The 15,486-nt window shown below is 61.0% G+C and carries 11 protein-coding genes and 2 pseudogenes; 5 read left to right on the top strand and 8 right to left on the bottom strand.

What is annotated here, in order from left to right; genetic code table 11:
• Window positions 1-97 precede the first annotated feature (97 nt).
• From GGQ67_RS24245 to traC, 3 genes and pseudogenes are all read right to left on the bottom strand, one after another.
• A pseudogene (locus tag GGQ67_RS24245) lies at window positions 98-789 on the bottom strand (transposase); the annotation flags it as partial.
• Window positions 790-945: 156 nt separating this feature from the next.
• Window positions 946-1,080 (bottom strand): annotated as a pseudogene (gene traD / locus GGQ67_RS24240) (conjugal transfer protein TraD); the annotation flags it as partial.
• A gap of 4 nt (window positions 1,081-1,084) precedes the next feature.
• Window positions 1,085-1,357: a conjugal transfer protein TraC gene (gene traC, locus GGQ67_RS24235; protein ID WP_183902666.1), complete on the bottom strand. Its 273-nt coding sequence runs from the start codon at window positions 1,355-1,357 to the stop codon at window positions 1,085-1,087.
• Between the two features lie 253 nt (window positions 1,358-1,610).
• On the opposite strand from traC, the gene traA reads away from it, so the two are divergent.
• The 4 genes from traA (at window position 1,611) to repC (ending at window position 9,091) form a co-directional block, all read left to right on the top strand.
• Window positions 1,611-4,928 (top strand): Ti-type conjugative transfer relaxase TraA, encoded by a 3,318-nt coding sequence (gene traA, locus GGQ67_RS24230; protein WP_183902665.1) that lies wholly within the window; start codon window positions 1,611-1,613, stop codon window positions 4,926-4,928.
• Between the two features lie 524 nt (window positions 4,929-5,452).
• Window positions 5,453-6,628 carry a plasmid partitioning protein RepA gene (gene repA / locus GGQ67_RS24225; RefSeq protein WP_183902667.1) on the top strand — a complete coding sequence of 392 codons (1,176 nt, stop codon included), beginning with the start codon at window positions 5,453-5,455 and terminating at the stop codon, window positions 6,626-6,628.
• A gap of 72 nt (window positions 6,629-6,700) precedes the next feature.
• A complete protein-coding gene (gene repB, locus GGQ67_RS24220) occupies window positions 6,701-7,687 on the top strand; it encodes a plasmid partitioning protein RepB (protein WP_183902664.1) in 987 nt (328 codons plus the stop codon).
• Window positions 7,688-7,840: 153 nt separating this feature from the next.
• Window positions 7,841-9,091, top strand: a complete 1,251-nt coding sequence (gene repC, locus GGQ67_RS24215) for a plasmid replication protein RepC (RefSeq protein ID WP_183902663.1) — start codon at window positions 7,841-7,843, stop codon at window positions 9,089-9,091.
• A gap of 153 nt (window positions 9,092-9,244) precedes the next feature.
• On the opposite strand, the gene GGQ67_RS24210 is transcribed toward repC, so the two are convergent.
• Together GGQ67_RS24210 and GGQ67_RS24205 are read right to left on the bottom strand one after the other, a co-directional pair.
• Complete coding sequence (locus GGQ67_RS24210; RefSeq protein WP_210279782.1) at window positions 9,245-10,144, bottom strand: NAD(P)/FAD-dependent oxidoreductase; 900 nt, start codon at window positions 10,142-10,144, stop codon at window positions 9,245-9,247.
• Between the two features lie 56 nt (window positions 10,145-10,200).
• Entirely contained in the window at window positions 10,201-12,735 is a 2,535-nt protein-coding gene (locus GGQ67_RS24205; protein ID WP_183902661.1) for a heavy metal translocating P-type ATPase, read from the bottom strand.
• A gap of 100 nt (window positions 12,736-12,835) precedes the next feature.
• Here GGQ67_RS24205 and GGQ67_RS24200 point away from each other — a divergent pair, with 100 nt between their 5' ends.
• The gene (locus GGQ67_RS24200; RefSeq protein WP_183902660.1) at window positions 12,836-13,372 is read left to right on the top strand and encodes a hypothetical protein; all 537 of its coding nucleotides are present in this window, start codon (window positions 12,836-12,838) and stop codon (window positions 13,370-13,372) included.
• 167 nt (window positions 13,373-13,539) lie between these two features.
• Here GGQ67_RS24200 and GGQ67_RS24195 read toward each other — a convergent pair whose 3' ends face one another.
• From GGQ67_RS24195 to GGQ67_RS24185, 3 genes are read right to left on the bottom strand one after another with little or no spacing between them, the layout of a single operon-like run.
• On the bottom strand, window positions 13,540-14,682 hold the full coding sequence (locus GGQ67_RS24195; RefSeq protein WP_183902659.1) for a tyrosine-type recombinase/integrase: 1,143 nt from the start codon (window positions 14,680-14,682) through the stop codon (window positions 13,540-13,542).
• A complete protein-coding gene (locus GGQ67_RS24190; RefSeq protein WP_183902658.1) occupies window positions 14,679-15,083 on the bottom strand; it encodes a type II toxin-antitoxin system VapC family toxin in 405 nt (134 codons plus the stop codon). The genes GGQ67_RS24195 and GGQ67_RS24190 overlap by 4 nt, the downstream gene beginning before the upstream one ends.
• The gene (locus GGQ67_RS24185; protein ID WP_183902657.1) at window positions 15,080-15,337 is read right to left on the bottom strand and encodes a type II toxin-antitoxin system VapB family antitoxin; all 258 of its coding nucleotides are present in this window, start codon (window positions 15,335-15,337) and stop codon (window positions 15,080-15,082) included. The genes GGQ67_RS24190 and GGQ67_RS24185 overlap by 4 nt, the downstream gene beginning before the upstream one ends.
• Window positions 15,338-15,486: the final 149 nt, after the last annotated feature.

Below are 15,486 nucleotides of genomic sequence, written 5' to 3'. Positions count from 1 at the left end.
CACCGAAAAGTCCGCAATTCTCCCTGGCGTCCACAACGGCATAAGTGGGGAATTTTACTTCGGCACTTTTGAGGAAAATTCACGCGGCATTGACACGCGTGTCGACAATGGTCAAGATGCGCAGTTTCTTGCCCGTCGCGAGCTGGTCGTGAACGAAATCCATCGCCCAGACATCATTGGGACCAACCGCGACCTGGCGGTCATCCCTGAGCTTTGCCTTTACGCGCCGCTTGGGATGCTTGTTGCGCAACTGCAGACCTAACTCGCTGTAAATCCTGCGTGTTTTCTTCATGTTGATCGTCCATCCATCACGGCGCAGGTGGATATGGACGCGGCGATATCCTTAGCGAACACGCGTCTCGCAAATCTCTCTGATCCGTCTTTCAAGAGGGGCCTGCCCGGTTCTGCGGGATTTATAGTGGTAGGTCGAGATGTCGAACGTCAGGGCCTTGCAGGCCCGTCGGATCGAGATACCCCAATCCACCAGCATCCCGTCGATCAGCTTGCGCTTGCGGGCAGGCCTTAAAGCTTTCGGCGGATGACGTCCTGAAGCATCTCGCGATCCAGCGTCAGGTCGGCGACGATCTTCTTCAGCCGACTGTTCTCGTCCTCCAGTGCCTTCAGGCGGCGCATCTCGTCGGGCAGCAGGCCCGCATACTTCTTACGCCAATTGAAATAGGTCGCCTGACTGATCCCCGCCTTGCGGCAAATCTCCGCGACAGGCACACCGTCATCACCCTGCTGCAAGATGAACGCCTTCTGGGCGCCCGAAAAATTCGATGCTTCCAGCCGGGAATTTAGCGCGAAAAACTCCAATCAAAAACGATCCAGTTTTTGGGGATCAGAGCACCGGAAAACTCCAGCCTCCGCTGGTCGAATGTTTGGGGGCGGTTCATCACTGCCGAGGCTCTAATCGCAGCCGGATGAAACTTCAGTGGCAGGTCAGCTGGCATCGATCAGAAGCCCGAGCAGCAGCGCCCGTTTCTTATAGCGCAAGCCCGCCTTGACGATCAGGCCTCCAAGCGCGATCTTCTCCCTCGTGTCCTTCGTGCGGGCTTCAGTCGCTGTCATCTTTTGCATCCGCTCAAGTCTCCGCAGATTGGCCCGCAACCTCGCCAGCGCCGTTCGGCGGCGTGGTTTCAGGCTTGCGTCCCTGGCCGAGTTTCTTTCCTCCGCGAAACTGGCTCGCAACCTCTTCGAATGCCGACAGAAGATCAGCTTCTTCGACCTCGATCTCTCCGATCCCCGCACGCAGCGCGATACGCCCGATGCGCTCGGCATCACGTGTTTCGGCCTGCTTGAGCTGCTCCTGCAAGCGAGCAATCTCCTCCCGGATTTTGGCGGTTGGCTTCTTCATGGGCGTCGCTTCCTCGTGGCTTTCGATCCGATGAAGACGAACCTTGCCCCGAATTTTCTCCCGCTGGAAAGGTGCAACGTTGCACCTCGCCAAAGCGCCAGCTTTCGGCGAATGATCCCGCCGTTCCGAAGGAGCGGATCCGAAGGGCGCAATTATACGTCGCTGACGCGACGCCTTGCTCAAGGGCCTTGGAGAGGCATCCGCTCCCGACGAACAGTTTGATTTCGTTCGATCTCAGGAGCTCGTTCTCGTCATGGCCGTCCCGCATTTCTCAGTCAGCATCGTTGCGCGCGGCTCCGGCCGCAGCGCCGTGCTGTCGGCGGCCTACCGGCATTGCACCAAGATGGAGTTCGAGCGGGAAGCGCGAACGATCGACTATTCCCGCAAGCAAGGGCTGCTGCATGAGGAGTTCGTTATTCCGGAAGAGGCGCCGGAATGGCTGCGGGAGATGATCGCCGATCGTTCGGTCGCCGGCGCCTCGGAAGCCTTCTGGAACAAGGTCGAGGCCTTCGAGAAGCGGAGCGATGCGCAGCTTGCCAAGGATGTGACCATCGCCCTGCCGATCGAGCTCACCGCCGATCAGAACATCGCGCTCGTCCGCGACTTCGTCGAGCGGCACATCACCGCCAAGGGCATGGTCGCCGATTGGGTCTTTCACGATGCTCCCGGCAATCCGCATATCCATCTGATGACAACCTTGCGGCCGCTGACGGAGGACGGGTTCGGCGCCAAGAAGGTCGCGGTCTTGGGAGCTGACGGCAATCCTGTTCGTAACGATGCCGGCAAGATCGTCTACGAACTATGGGCCGGCGGAGCCGACGACTTCAACGCCTTTCGCGATGGATGGTTTGCGATCCAGAACCAGCATCTGGCGCTCGCCGGTCTCGATATCCGTGTCGATGGCCGCTCTTTCGAGAAGCAAAAGATCGAGCTGACACCGACCATCCATCTCGGCGTCGGGACCAAGGCGATCGAACGGAAAGGCGACGCCGGGGAAGAGAAGGTCGCGCTCGAGCGGTTGGAGCTGCAGGAAGAACGCCGCGCCGAGAATGCACGGCGTATCCAGCGCGATCCGGAGATCGTGCTGGACCTCATCACCCGCGAGAAGAGCGTCTTCGAGGAACGCGATGTCGCCAAGGTCCTCTATCGCTATATCGACGATGCGAGCCTCTTCCAGAACCTGATGGCGCGGATCCTGCAGAGCCCGCATACGCTACGGCTCGACCGTGAGCGTATAGATCTCGCCACCGGCGTCCGAGCAGCGGCGAAGTACACGACGCGCGAGCTGATCCGCGTTGAATCTCAGATGGCCAATCAGGCGATCTGGCTGTCGCAGCGCTCCTCTCACGCCGTCAAGCCAGCGGTCCTGAACGGCGTCTTCTCTCGCCATGACCGCCTGTCGGACGAACAGAAGACCGCGATCGAATATGTTGCCGGGCCGGAGCGGATCGCCGCGGTGATTGGGCGCGCCGGCGCCGGCAAGACCACGATGATGAAGGCGGCGCGCGAAGCCTGGGAGGCGGCCGGATATCGCGTCGTCGGCGGCGCGTTGGCGGGCAAGGCGGCCGAGGGGCTGGAGAAGGAAGCGGGGATGGCCTCCCGCACGCTATCGGCCTGGGCGCTGCGATGGGATCAGGAGCGGGACCGGGACCGGCTCGATGACAAGACCGTCTTCGTCCTCGACGAGGCCGGCATGGTCTCGTCCCGGCAGATGGCGCGCTTCGTCGAAGCGGTCACGACGACGGGGGCCAAACTCGTCCTGATCGGGGATCCTGAACAGCTTCAGCCAATCGAAGCCGGCGCTGCCTTCCGCGCCATCTCCGAGCGGATCGGCTATGCGGAACTCGAGACGATCTATCGCCAGCGCGAGCAATGGATGCGCGATGCCTCCCTCGACCTGGCCCGCGGCAAGATCGGCGCGGCTGTCGAGGCCTATCAGGCCGCGGGCCGCTTCGTTGGCGCGGATGTCAAGGACGACGCTATCAGTAGCCTGATCGCCGATTGGAGCCGTGATTACGATACAGCCAAGTCTTCCCTCATACTGGCGCATTTGCGCCGAGACGTGCGAACGCTCAACGCGCGTGCGCGTGAGAAATTGGTCGAGCGCGGAATCGTCGACGGTGGTCATGCCTTTGAGACGGTTGACGGCAGCAGGAAGTTCGCGGCGGGCGATCAGATCGTGTTCCTGAAAAACGAAGGTTCGCTTGGCGTCAAGAACGGCATGCTGGCCAAGGTCGTTGAAGCATCGCCTGGTCGGCTCGTCGCAGAGATCGGAGACGGTGATCATGTCCGTCAAGTGAGCGTCGAGCAGCGCTTCTACAACAACGTCGACCATGGTTACGCCATCACGGTGCACAAGAGCCAGGGAGCCACCGTCGATCAGGTCAAGGTCCTCGCCACCCTCTCCCTCGACCGGCACCTGACCTATGTCGCGATGACCCGCCACCGCGAGGAGCTCAACGTCTATTACGGCGCTCGATCCTTTGCCAAGGCGGGCGGGCTGATCCAGCTACTCTCTCGCTCCAATGCAAAGGAGACGACGCTCGACTATACTGGCGGGCGCCTTTACGCGCAGGCCCTTCGCTTTGCCGAAGCCCGTGGCCTGAACCTGGTCCACGTTGCTCGCACAATCGCCCACGACCAGCTGCAGTGGACCGTCCGGCAAGCCACCAAGCTTGCCGAGCTCGGCGTTCGTCTTTTCGCAGCGGCGGAGAAGCTGGGCTCCCGCTCGGCAAAGCCAACCCTCTTTCCATCACCGTCAATCAAGGAGGCTAAGCCGATGGTCCCGGGCACGACGACTTTCGAGAACTCCATTGGCCAGACGGTCGAAAACAAGCTCTCCGCCGATCCTGATTTAAAAGCCGATTGGCAGGAGATCTCCGCGCGGTTCCACTATGTCTACGCCGATCCGCAGGCCGCGTTCAAAGCGGTCGATGTCGACATCATGCTGGTGAATGAGGCGGCCGCGAAGGCGATAATCGCGACGATCGCCGAGCAACCGGAAAGCTTTGGCAAGCTGAAAGGCAAGACAGGTTGCTTTGCGGGGAACGTCGAGAAGCGAGCCCGCGATACAGCCCTTGTCAACGCCCCTGCCCTCGCCCGCGATCTTCAACGCTTCATTGACAAGCGCGCGCAGGCGGCAGTTCGCTATGAGGAGGACGAACGCGCGATCCGCGCCAGGCTCTCGCTCGACATCCCTGCCCTTTCCGCACCCGCAAAGCAGGTACTCGAACATGTGCGAGCGGCGCTCGATCGACACGACATCGCCGCCGGTCTCGAGTTTGCCTTGGCCGACAAAATGGTCAAAGCCGAGCTCGATGGCTTTGCCAAGGTCGTCGCCGAGCGCTTCGGTGAGCGTGCCTTCCTGCCTCTGGACGCCAAGACCGCGAACGGGAAGGCGTTCGAGACAATATCAACAGGTATGAAGCCGGCGCAGAAGAATGACCTTCGGTGTGCATGGGATACGATCAGGACCGTCCAGCAGTTGGCCGCCAAGGAGCGTACGGCGGCGGCGCTTAAGCAGGCCGAAACGCTTCGGCAGACGCACACGAAAGGATTGTCGATCAAATGATCTCTTCCACGCACCGCGTTCCTTGAGCGGCAATGCAAATGCGGTCGCCAAATGCGTCCTCGAGTTTGCGGACGAGGCGAAAGCATTGAAGCCTCGGTGGCGTGCGCGAGCATACAGACCCAATGGCCGCGTGAAGTCCACATGCAGTTTTGCACCTCGCGAGTCGCGGCTGATTCCGTCAGGGTTACGGCGATTCGGTAATAGGTCAGCAAATTTCCATGTCGGAGCGGAATATGAATCACAGCATAGAGCGCGAAGCGAGATTGTCTCGGAAGACCGATAAATGGCTGGGCCGATTGAGTGGCCAACCAAAACCAGGAGCTTAATTGTGGAAGCCCTCCCCTCCCCTCGCTTCATCTATTTCCTTTCCGCCGGAATCTTGTCAACTAAGTCTCGGAGCGCGTTAACTTTTGATTAACCCTCTTTTCCTTGCCACAAAGACGGAATCGGAGCATTGTCCCGATAATTGGTGCGAAGTCGCCAAAATATCGGGACTGATAGCGGATTTCAAAATGAGCGTGAAAATGGCCACTTCTGAGAAAGTGCCGGGTTTTGCAGATACCATCCTTGAACAGGGTGGCGACATCTCGTCCAAACTCGACATGCTGAGGCAGGAGAAGTTCCCGCCGAACGCGCAGAAGAATCTCCGCCAGTTCTCGCTGGCCGAGGTTGCCGATTTCGTCGGCGTGTCTCAGAGCTATCTCAAGAAGCTCCACCTGCAGGGCAAGGGCGTCGAGCCCACCACGACTTCCACGGGGCGGCGATATTACACTGCTGACCAGATCAATGATCTTCGCGCCCTCCTCGACCGAGTACCACACCGCAAGGAAAACGAACGCCTGCAGGTTATCGCGGTCGTCAATTTTAAAGGCGGCTCCGGCAAGACAACGACGGCCGCCCACCTTTCACAGTATTTGGCGTTGCGCGGCTACCGTGTTCTTGCTGTCGATCTCGATCCCCAGGCATCGCTGACAGCGCTGTACGGGATCCAGCCTGAGCTGGACGAAAAAGCGTCGCTTTACGAGGCGCTGCGCTATGATGACGAGCGTCGCTCGATCACAGACGTGATCCAGCTGACGAATTTCCCCAACCTTGATGTCGTCCCTGCAAATCTCGAACTGCAAGAATACGAGTACGAGACGCCTATTGCCATGCAGAGGAAGGATTCAAATGCGGGCAAGCTTTTCTACACCCGTATTGGAGACGCCCTCTCCGAGGTCGATGATCGCTACGATGTGGTCGTCATCGACTGCCCTCCCCAGCTTGGCTATCTCACGCTGACGGCACTGACAGCTGCGACGTCGGTGCTGATCACTGTCCACCCTCAAATGCTCGACATCATGTCGATGTCGCAGTTTCTGTTGATGCTTGGCAACATTTTGAAGTCGGTGGAAGCCGTCGGCGTCAACGTCAGCCTCGACTGGTTTCGCTATCTCGTTACGCGGTACGAGCCTACGGACATTCCGCAGCAGCAAATGGTCGGCTTCATGCAGAGCATGTTCGCTGCACAGATGATGCGGAACCACATGGTCAAGTCGACGGCGATCTCGGATGCCGGATTGACGAAACAGACCCTCTATGAGGTCGAGCGTTCACAGTTCACGCCATCCACCTATGACCGCGCCCGCGAGTCTATGGATGCCGTCAACGCTGAAATTATCGAGCTTCTGAACAAAGCGTGGGGGCGTCGGAATGGTTGATAAATTGTCAGCCGTACAAATGGCTATATTCGCAAATGAATTCAACAGGTTCGCTGCTTGGAGGAGTTGGTGATGGCACGTAGGGACGTATTCGCAAATATCACTGCCCCGCGGACTGACCAGGCCGAGCGAAAGGCAAAGCCGGAATACGCGGCAAAAGGTGCTTCCCGTTCAATGATCAGCTCATTGAACGAGCTGGCAGAAAAAGCCGCTCTTGCAGAGCAGAGCCTTGCTGGTGAGTTGGTGGTCGAGATCGACCCCGCCGACCTCGACGGCTCTTTCGTCTCTGATCGCATGGGCGAGGACGACGCGGCCTACACGGAGCTGGTTGGAGCTATTCGAGACCGTGGGCAGGATACGCCCATCCTCGTGCGCCCTCACCCGTCATCCGGTGGTCGATTCCAGATCGTTTTTGGTCATCGACGCGCCAAGGCAGCAAAAGACCTCAACCGGAAGGTCCGAGCCGTCGTCAAGGACATTTCCGATGCCGATCATGTAATCGCGCAAGGACAGGAAAACTCCGCTCGAGAGAACCTGTCGTTTATCGAGCGGTCAATGTTTGCGCAGCGCTTGCTGGACTTGAACTACGACAAGCCAACGATCCAGGCCGCACTTGCAGTCGATGCCCCCATGCTGACGCGCATGCTATCGGTGTCCAACCGGGTGCCCGAGGCCATCGTTGGGAAAATCGGTCCTTCGAAATCGGTCGGCCGCGATAGGTGGATCGACTTCGCGCAGAGGATCGAGAAGCCATCAACAAGAGCGTTGGTCGCCACGTTGGTAGAAGACGCAAGGTTTTCGGCGTTGGAGTCCGATGCCCGTTTTGACTTTCTCGTCGTTGAGATCCGGAAAGCGGAGCAGCCAGCAAAACGCTCAAAAAAAACCGGCGAATGGCAGGCAGGCGATGCCTCGGTTCGTGCCGAGTTTAAAGGCGCCGGCAAGAGCTATTCGATCGCGCTCAAGGCGGGGAATGCAGCCAAATTTGGCCGCTTCATAGCCGACAACCTGGAGCGATTGCACCAAGAGTTTTTATCATCAACCGAAACTGACGAAGGATAAACAGCAAAAGAAAAAGGCCCCCAATCGGTCGCCCGTGGAAGCCCTTCTCGAAGTTCTAGCAGACTGAGAATCGCATTTCCCGGAATCGCAGTCAAGAGTCTTTGGCACCGTTTTGGTGAGCGGATTTCTTTTGCCTTTTGAAAGGTGAAGGAAATGGAGCGTGGAAATGTGACGACGCCCTTTGGGCGGCGGCCGATGACGCTTGGCATGTTGGCAAGCCAACAGTTGGCCGAGAAGATCGAACCGGGAGTTACCCGCAGCAAGTGGAAGCTATTCCGTGCCGTCTGCGAAGCCAGGCCCGCGCTTGGCGTGTCGGATCGCGCACTGACGGTTCTGGACGCGCTCCTGACGTTCTACCCGGCTGACGAGCTCTCCCAGGAAGCTGGCTTGATCGTGTTTCCTTCAAACGCACAGCTATCGCTTCGAGCGAGAGGTATGACCCCGGCGACGCTACGGCGGCATCTCGCTGTGCTGGTGGAAGCTGGGCTGATCCTGCGCAAAGACAGCGCCAACGGCAAGAGATATGCCCGCCGCGACAGGGAAGGCGAGGTTTCCGAGGCTTTCGGCTTCTCGCTCGCGCCATTGCTGGCGAGAATAACCGAGATCGAGGCTCTGGCAGCCCAAGCAGTCGCGGACCGCGAACTGCTTCGCATCACGCGGGAGCGCATGACGATTTGCCGCCGCGACGTCGCCAAACTCATTGCCGCCGCGATAGAGGAGGGCGCTACTGGCGATTGGGGCAAGATTACCTGCATGTTCCGTGAGATTGTCGCCAGCATTCCGCGTGTCGCGGGGATAGAGCATCTGTCCTCGGCGCTCGACGAGATGACGATGCTTCGCGACGAGATTGTTAACATGCTGGAGATGCAGCAAAAAACACAAAAAATGCACGCCAATGAGTCTCAAATTGAGCGCCACATACAGAATTCAAATCCCGAATCCACTTATGAACTTGAACCAGCTTTCGAAACGAAGCAGGGGGCAAAGCCAGCGGATCGAGCCGAGCCGTCGAGTGGGGCGCTGAAGCCGGGTCGGCCGGCGGGAGAGGGCGGCGAGCTGAAATCGTTCCCGCTCGGACTGGTCCTTCAGGCTTGCCCGCAGATTTCGGACTATGGCCCGGGCGGCCAGGTCAGCAGTTGGCGTGACCTGATGAGCGCCGCTGTCGTCGTTCGATCGATGCTCGGGGTCAGCCCGTCGGCGTACCAGGACGCTTGCTCGACAATGGGACCGGAGAACGCGGCGACCGTGATGGCCTGCATTTTGGAGCGTGGTGGGCATATCAATTCGGCGGGTGGATACCTGCGCGATCTGACGCGGCGCACCGACGACGGGCAATTCGCCATTGGCCCGATGCTGATGTCGCTGGTGCGCGCTAACACGCCGGTGAACCGGAGAGCCGGGTAGCCTTTATGGCGACATTTGCGAGACTTGGGGAAGAGATCTGAGAGCAGGGAGTTTTCGCTGGTACCGAATTTGATAGCGTTCTTGATCGAACTCTCGTCTTTCCCGGTCACGACAGCGACGGAAACGCACTCGGTGTCATCGTTTTGTCCAGCTTCAGGACCCGGCAGTGCGACCCTCCTGCTCGCGCAGATCGTTATGCAGCGTCGTCGCCGCGATCGCGGCGTGGCCCATCGCCACGCTGATCTGGTCGAGCGCGTAGACGATGTCGCCCGCGGCATAGACGCCCTGCCGGCTGGTGCGTTGCTTCTGGTCCACGGCGATACAACAGCCGTCCCCCATCTCGATACCGAGAACCGTGGCCAACTGATCGTTCGAATCCGAACCCAATGCAGGATAGACGGTGTCAAATCCGCGGGTCTCGCCGTTCTTCAAGTGCGCGATGACCTGTTTGCCGGTGAACTCTAGCCGCAGCAGAGGATGCGGTTCGATCTCGATCCCCATGTTTGCCAGCAGAGAGCGGTCTTCCGGCGCGATCTCGGCGGCCTCGACGGCGAGAATTGTGATATTCGAGGAATAGGTGCTGAGGAACAGGGCCTCCGCGACGCCCCGTCCGTCCGCTCCGATCACCCCGATGGCGCAATCGGTCGCCTCGAAACCGTCGCATACCGGACAATAACGCAACTGCCCCCGGTCGAGCGCCTCCCGATGTGTCTGCGGATCGATATCCGGCCGCCGGTTTTCCGTACCCGTAGCCAGGAGGACGGTGCGCGCCTTCAGTGACAGACCGCTACCTTCGGCGGTGAAACAGCCCCACTCGCCTTCGATCGTGTCGATGCGTCCCGCGATGATCCGCGTTCCGTAGCGCTGCGCCTGCACCCGCATCCGTTCCAGCAGTTCCTCGCCGCCGATGCCATCCGGAAAGCCGGCATGGTTGTGGGAGCGCGGGATCCATTTGGCCCGGCTGTTGCCATCGTCGATGACAACGACCTTGCGGCGATAGCGCGACAGATAGATCGCGGCTGTCAGGCCGGCAGGGCCGCCGCCGACGATCAAGCAGTCGAGGTCCTGCAGGTCTCGATCTCCAGCCCTGCTCATCCCCGTCTTCTCCATCAGGCCGCCGCCGGCTGGCGTGTGGCAGACGGCCCGCCGCGCCGGTGCGGATCGCGATAGGCGAGCAGGCGAAGGGCGTTGAAGACGACCAGAAGCGTCGAGCCTTCATGCACCGCGACCGCGGGACCGATCCCCAGACCGAAGATCGTGGCGGGGATCAGCACGGCGACGATGCCGAGGCTGACGAAGACGTTCTGCCGGATGATCGATCGGGTCTGCCGGCTGAGGCCGACCGCGAAGGGCAGGTGCGAGAGATCGTCGGCCATGAGCGCCACGTCGGCGGTTTCCAGCGCGACGTCCGAGCCGGCCGCGCCCATGGCGATGCCGACTGTCGCGCTCGCCATGGCGGGAGCGTCGTTGACGCCGTCGCCGACCATCGCCACCTTGCCTTCCGAGCGCAGCTTCTTGATGGCCTCCACCTTGTCTTCGGGCATGAGATCGCCCCATGCCTCGTCGAGCCCGACATCCTTGGCGATCGCTTCCGCGACCTTCTGGTTGTCGCCGGAGATCATGATCATGCGGGTGATCCCGATGTCGTGCATGGTTTTCAGCGCATCGCGCGCGGCAGCCCGTGGCGTGTCCATCAGTCCGATGACGCCGATGTCGCGATCGCCCTGCCGGATGACCATCGTCGTGCGCCCGCGCTCGCGCAGGCCGGCCACCGCCTCGGTCATCGCCGCACCGAGCGGCGGTATGCCTTCGGCGCCGAACATTTCCGCCTTGCCGATCCACACCGTCTGGCCATCGAGCCGTGCCGTGACGCCGCGGCCCGTGAGGCTGTTCAGGTCGGACGCACTGGCGATGTCCCTGCCGCCCAGCTTTTCCTTGCCGTCGCGAACGATGGCTTCGGCAAGCGGGTGATCGCTGAGGCTTTCGACCGCGACCGCCATGGACAGCAGCTCCTCCTCCGTCACGCCGTCTGCCGTGACGATGTCGGTGATGCGCGGCTTGCCTTCGGTCAACGTCCCGGTCTTGTCGAAGGCGATGGCGGTCAGCGAGCCGAGATTTTCGAGCGGGCCGCCGCCTTTCACCAGCACACCGCCACGCGCCGCGCGCGCGACGCCCGACAGCACCGCGCTGGGCGTGGCGATCGCCAGCGCGCAGGGACTGGCCGCGACCAGCACGGCCATGGCGCGGTAGAAACTGTCGCGGAACGGCTCGTCGATCACCACCCAGCCGAACAGCATCAGCACGGCCAGCGCCAGAACCGCCGGCACGAAGATGCGCTCGAATTTCTCTGTGAACCGCTGGGTCGGAGACTTCTGGGATTCAGCCTCGCTCACCATCTTGACGACCTTGGCAAGCGCCGTTTCGTTGGAGCGGCGCGTCACCTCGATTTCGATTGCCCCCGAGCCGTTGATCGTGCCGGCGAAGACGCGCGAGTTGCCGTCAACGGCATCGGGCCTGGCGCGGGCCGCGGCGGCGTCCTCAACCGGCCGCTTGTCGACCGGAATGCTCTCGCCGGTCACGGGCGCCTGGTTGATGCTCGAATTGCCCTTGGTCAAGAACCCGTCCGCTGCAAGCCGTTCGTTCGGGCGGACGATAACCGTGTCGCCGACGACCAGTTCCTCCACCGGGATTTCGCTGGTCTGGCCGTCGCGTCGAACCGTGGCGACGGAGGGCGCAAGCTCCGCCAGCGCCTCGATCGCCCGTTTCGCCCGACCCATGGCATAATGTTCGAGCGCATGACCGAGGCTGAACAGAAAGAGCAGCAGCGCCCCTTCCGCAAACGCGCCGAGCGCCGCCGCACCGGCCGCCGCGACCAGCATCAGCGTGTCGATCTCGAAACGCTTCATGCGCAGGTTGTCGATGGCCTCTCGCACCGTGAAAAAGCCGCCGAAGAAATACGCCGCGATATAGCAGGTCGTCGGCAACCATCCCGGCGCGCCGGCAACGAGTTTTTCGATGAGGACGCCTATCCCGAGCAGCGCTCCGCTCGCCAATGCAAAGATCAGCTCCGTATTGGGGCCGAGGAAATCCGCATGGGAATGGTCGTGGCCGTCTCCCTCGCTGTGTTTCGTCTCGCCGGGACCATGGTCATGTCCGGCATGCGCGTCGTCGCCCTTTGACGGCGTTCCCGAAGCCTTCTCCGATCGCTCGACCCCGAGGCTCCGTAGGGCTTCGGCAACCGCCTGCTCCGATACGGCTTCCCGGTCGAATTCGACGTGAACCGATCCGGACGAGCTTGCGTCCGCCTGAATGACCCCGTTGATCGAGCGCAGCTTTTCGGCAACCGTTCGGGCGCGTCGTTCGTGCCCGACGCCGCTGACCTGCCAGTTCACGTGTCCGAAGCGTTCGGTGATGCTGGCGCCCGCTGCCCTGGCGATCTCGCGGACCCGCGATAGCGGCACGGTTTCGGGATCGAAGTGAACGCAAATCTTCGCGGGCGCATCGCCTGCGGCCGGCACCACATGGACGTTTTCGACGCCTTCCCGCGCGCCGATATCGGACACGAGCCGCGCCACGCAGGCATCGGCCGCGTCGGCAACGTCTGGAAGAAGAACTGGGATTTCGAGGCTCAACTTGTTCGTCACTGGCATGTCTCCCGGATGATTGCAGGCGGCACGGTGTTTTGTCGTTTTGACAATATGGGTGCATTTCCGTTTTTTGAAACCGCCGGGAGAACCGCCGTGCGTGAAAAGGCGGCCGACGTGGATTGTTCCGGCATTTAGGCAGCCTGCGGGCAAGCTCCATGCGATCGTCAAAGGTTATGTCGATGTGGTCGCGGCGACTGTGCTTGTCCTGATTGTCCCGGTGTATGCCTACGGGATCGTGACTTTCAGGCGCGGAGGGTCTACTTGGCCGCCATCGGGTTCGGTCGCCTTGTTTGCAGTCATCAACATTTCGTCAGAATATGAAAAAACTCAACATTTCTCTTTTTCTGCCGCAAGCGCGCCCCCAAATATCCATTCCAGTAGGACCAATCGAAGAAAGGACGTTCAATGGGCCATCATTTCAAGGGCGGACACAGGAAATCGGGACATGGCGGCAGCCATGGGGGTAGTCATTGGGGCGGTGGTCATGGAAGCCGACATGGTGGCCATGGAGGCGGACATGATGGCAACTACGGAGGACATCACAAGTCGGGCGGGCTTGGCCGCCTTCTGGGTGGCGGTAGTCACGGCGGGCATAGTAGCGGCCACCATCGGCGTTTCAGCCTTCTTAATTTGATCAAACGACTTTTCAGATAGCCAGCGGGCAACGCGAGAACATTCCAGATCCTGTCGATCTGTTAATCCGCGCAACGCGAATTGTGTTGGGACAACGCTTTTGCGGTGATTTCACTGCGTGGGCTTTGGCTCAACCAATCGTGTTCCGAGTATTGAGGTATCCAATCCTCACAGCAGCCTCGCCGCCCTTCCGCTGCGCCGCGTCGCGCTGTTGTAATAACTCGACGCCTGCTGCACCGACCGATGTCGCGACTGCTCCATGGCCTCTGGCAATGGAATTCCGCGATTGGCCGCCTCGGTGAGATAGCCGGATCGCAGCCCGTGCGCCGAATAGTCGTCGGGATTAAGCCCCGCCAGTGCAGCGCGGCTCTTGACGATATCGTTGATCGATTTCGGATCGAGCGTCCGTCTGGACACATTGCCCCAGCGGTCGACCTTGCGGAACACCGATCCCGTGTCGATCCTGGCGGCCTTCAACCAGGCATTCAATGCCTCCACCGGCCTACCGGTCAGATAGACGACCTCGGCGTCATCGGCGCCCGAGGTCTTGGTGCGGCCGAGATGGATGGCTAGCGAGGGGAGGGAAGGGCCGTCCTCGACGGCAATCGGCGGCTCGATCAACAACTGCTCGCAACGCAGTCCAGCGACCTCGCTGCGGCGGCGGCCGCCGGAAGCGAAAGCGAGCATCAGGATGGCGCGGTCCCTGACATCGCGGAGACTGTCTGTACCGCAGGTGGAAAGCAGCCGGGCCAGCACATCCGAAGTGACCGCCTTTGCGCTCTTTCGCTTTCGTGGCCGGGGGGTCGCGCGCACCGCCAGCCGGATCGCTGATTTAAGGGCAGGGGAGGCAAAGGTACCGGCCAGCCCGCGCCATTTCGTCAAGGTCGACCAGCTGGCGAGCCGCCGGCGCACCGTGTCGGGCGCATGCGGGCCGCTGGCGCGGAGGAAACCCTGGTCGCGGAGCTGCTGGTCTACAACATCGGGCATGCCGTGCGCAGGATCCGCCTCGCGCCTAACCGGATCCCACAGGTGATGGGCGACGAATTTCAGGAGCAAGGCTTCCGGCGCCGGCCAGGGGAGGGGAGCGCCGGTGGCCGCCAGCGACCAGGCCTGCAGATAGGCGAGGTCGGAGGTCAAGGCTCGCAGCGTGTTCTCGCCCATGCCTTCATTGACCAGATGACGCAGCGTCTCCACGTCCTGGTCAGTGAGCAGCTCGGCGAGCTCGTCCCGCCGCTCGATCGGCAGCACGGCGGCGATCGTATCAAGCTCGTGGGCGCGTCTATCGATCGGATCGCGGCTCGGCGTCATCATTGCATGGAAGACGCGGGATGAAATTTAAGATCTGTCCGCCCAAAATCGTGTCCCTTGAACAAGAGCGGCGCCTTGGCGATCGTGGAGACAGCGTAGGAGAAGCAGTCACCCATATTGAGGGCGGCTGGATGACGACCGCGGCCGAACCGCTCAAACGCGTCCTCGGCCGCGCGATAGTGTTTCTCGTCGAAGGCGACGATCGTCACATTCGGTGTTTCGGCAAACTGCTTGATCATTCTCGCTGCGCTGGCAAAACCTTTGCCAGTCAGGACCATCCGCACTTCCAACAAGGTCGGCCAGCCTATGATGACCGGCTCTCGACCGACAAGCGGCCTGAAGACTTCGGCCTCCGGCTCATCCGCCGCGATCGCGATGATGACCGAGGTATCGACAGCAATCATATTGGCAGGCCGTTTTCATCGTAGAATTCGTCATGCGCCGACGTGGTGCCGGCCGGGATGTTGCGCCGATCTTCGGCGGCCAGGTCCCAAACGGCGTCCATCGGATAGCGGATCTTGTCCTCGCGCAGCGCCTGGTCGTACCGCTCGAGCGCCAGCTCCACGAGCCGGTTGATCGGTTGCCCGGTGCGGCGGGAAAGGGCGTGGGCGAGATCGCGGGCCTTGCTGCTGCGAATGGAAAGCTGCGGTTCAGACATGGCGTGCCCTCATTTTCATACGGCGAATATAGGGGGAGAAGCAGAAGATGGCAATGTCGGCATTCTTAATCGAGTGGATTCTATCTCACTGATTTCTCAGGACAAGGGGTTTTCCAATTTCGCCGGACTCGCCCTAATTCTCCGGACTC

This window comes from Rhizobium metallidurans (assembly GCF_014196505.1).
Taxonomy (GTDB): domain Bacteria; phylum Pseudomonadota; class Alphaproteobacteria; order Rhizobiales; family Rhizobiaceae; genus Rhizobium; species Rhizobium metallidurans.
The sequence above is the reverse complement of the archived record's forward strand: the minus strand, read 5'-3'. Positions and strand labels throughout refer to the sequence as shown.

Bases quoted from the DNA above. Each gene is read 5' to 3' on its own strand.
- traC (WP_183902666.1), bottom strand. From the start codon at position 1,357: ATGAAGAAGCCAACCGCCAAAATCCGGGAGGAGATTGCTCGCTTGCAG.
- traA (WP_183902665.1), top strand. From the start codon at position 1,611: ATGGCCGTCCCGCATTTCTCAGTCAGCATCGTTGCGCGCGGCTCCGGC.
- repA (WP_183902667.1), top strand. From the start codon at position 5,453: ATGGCCACTTCTGAGAAAGTGCCGGGTTTTGCAGATACCATCCTTGAA.
- repB (WP_183902664.1), top strand. From the start codon at position 6,701: ATGGCACGTAGGGACGTATTCGCAAATATCACTGCCCCGCGGACTGAC.
- repC (WP_183902663.1), top strand. From the start codon at position 7,841: ATGGAGCGTGGAAATGTGACGACGCCCTTTGGGCGGCGGCCGATGACG.
- GGQ67_RS24195 (WP_183902659.1), bottom strand. From the start codon at position 14,682: ATGATGACGCCGAGCCGCGATCCGATCGATAGACGCGCCCACGAGCTT.
- GGQ67_RS24190 (WP_183902658.1), bottom strand. From the start codon at position 15,083: ATGATTGCTGTCGATACCTCGGTCATCATCGCGATCGCGGCGGATGAG.
- GGQ67_RS24185 (WP_183902657.1), bottom strand. From the start codon at position 15,337: ATGTCTGAACCGCAGCTTTCCATTCGCAGCAGCAAGGCCCGCGATCTC.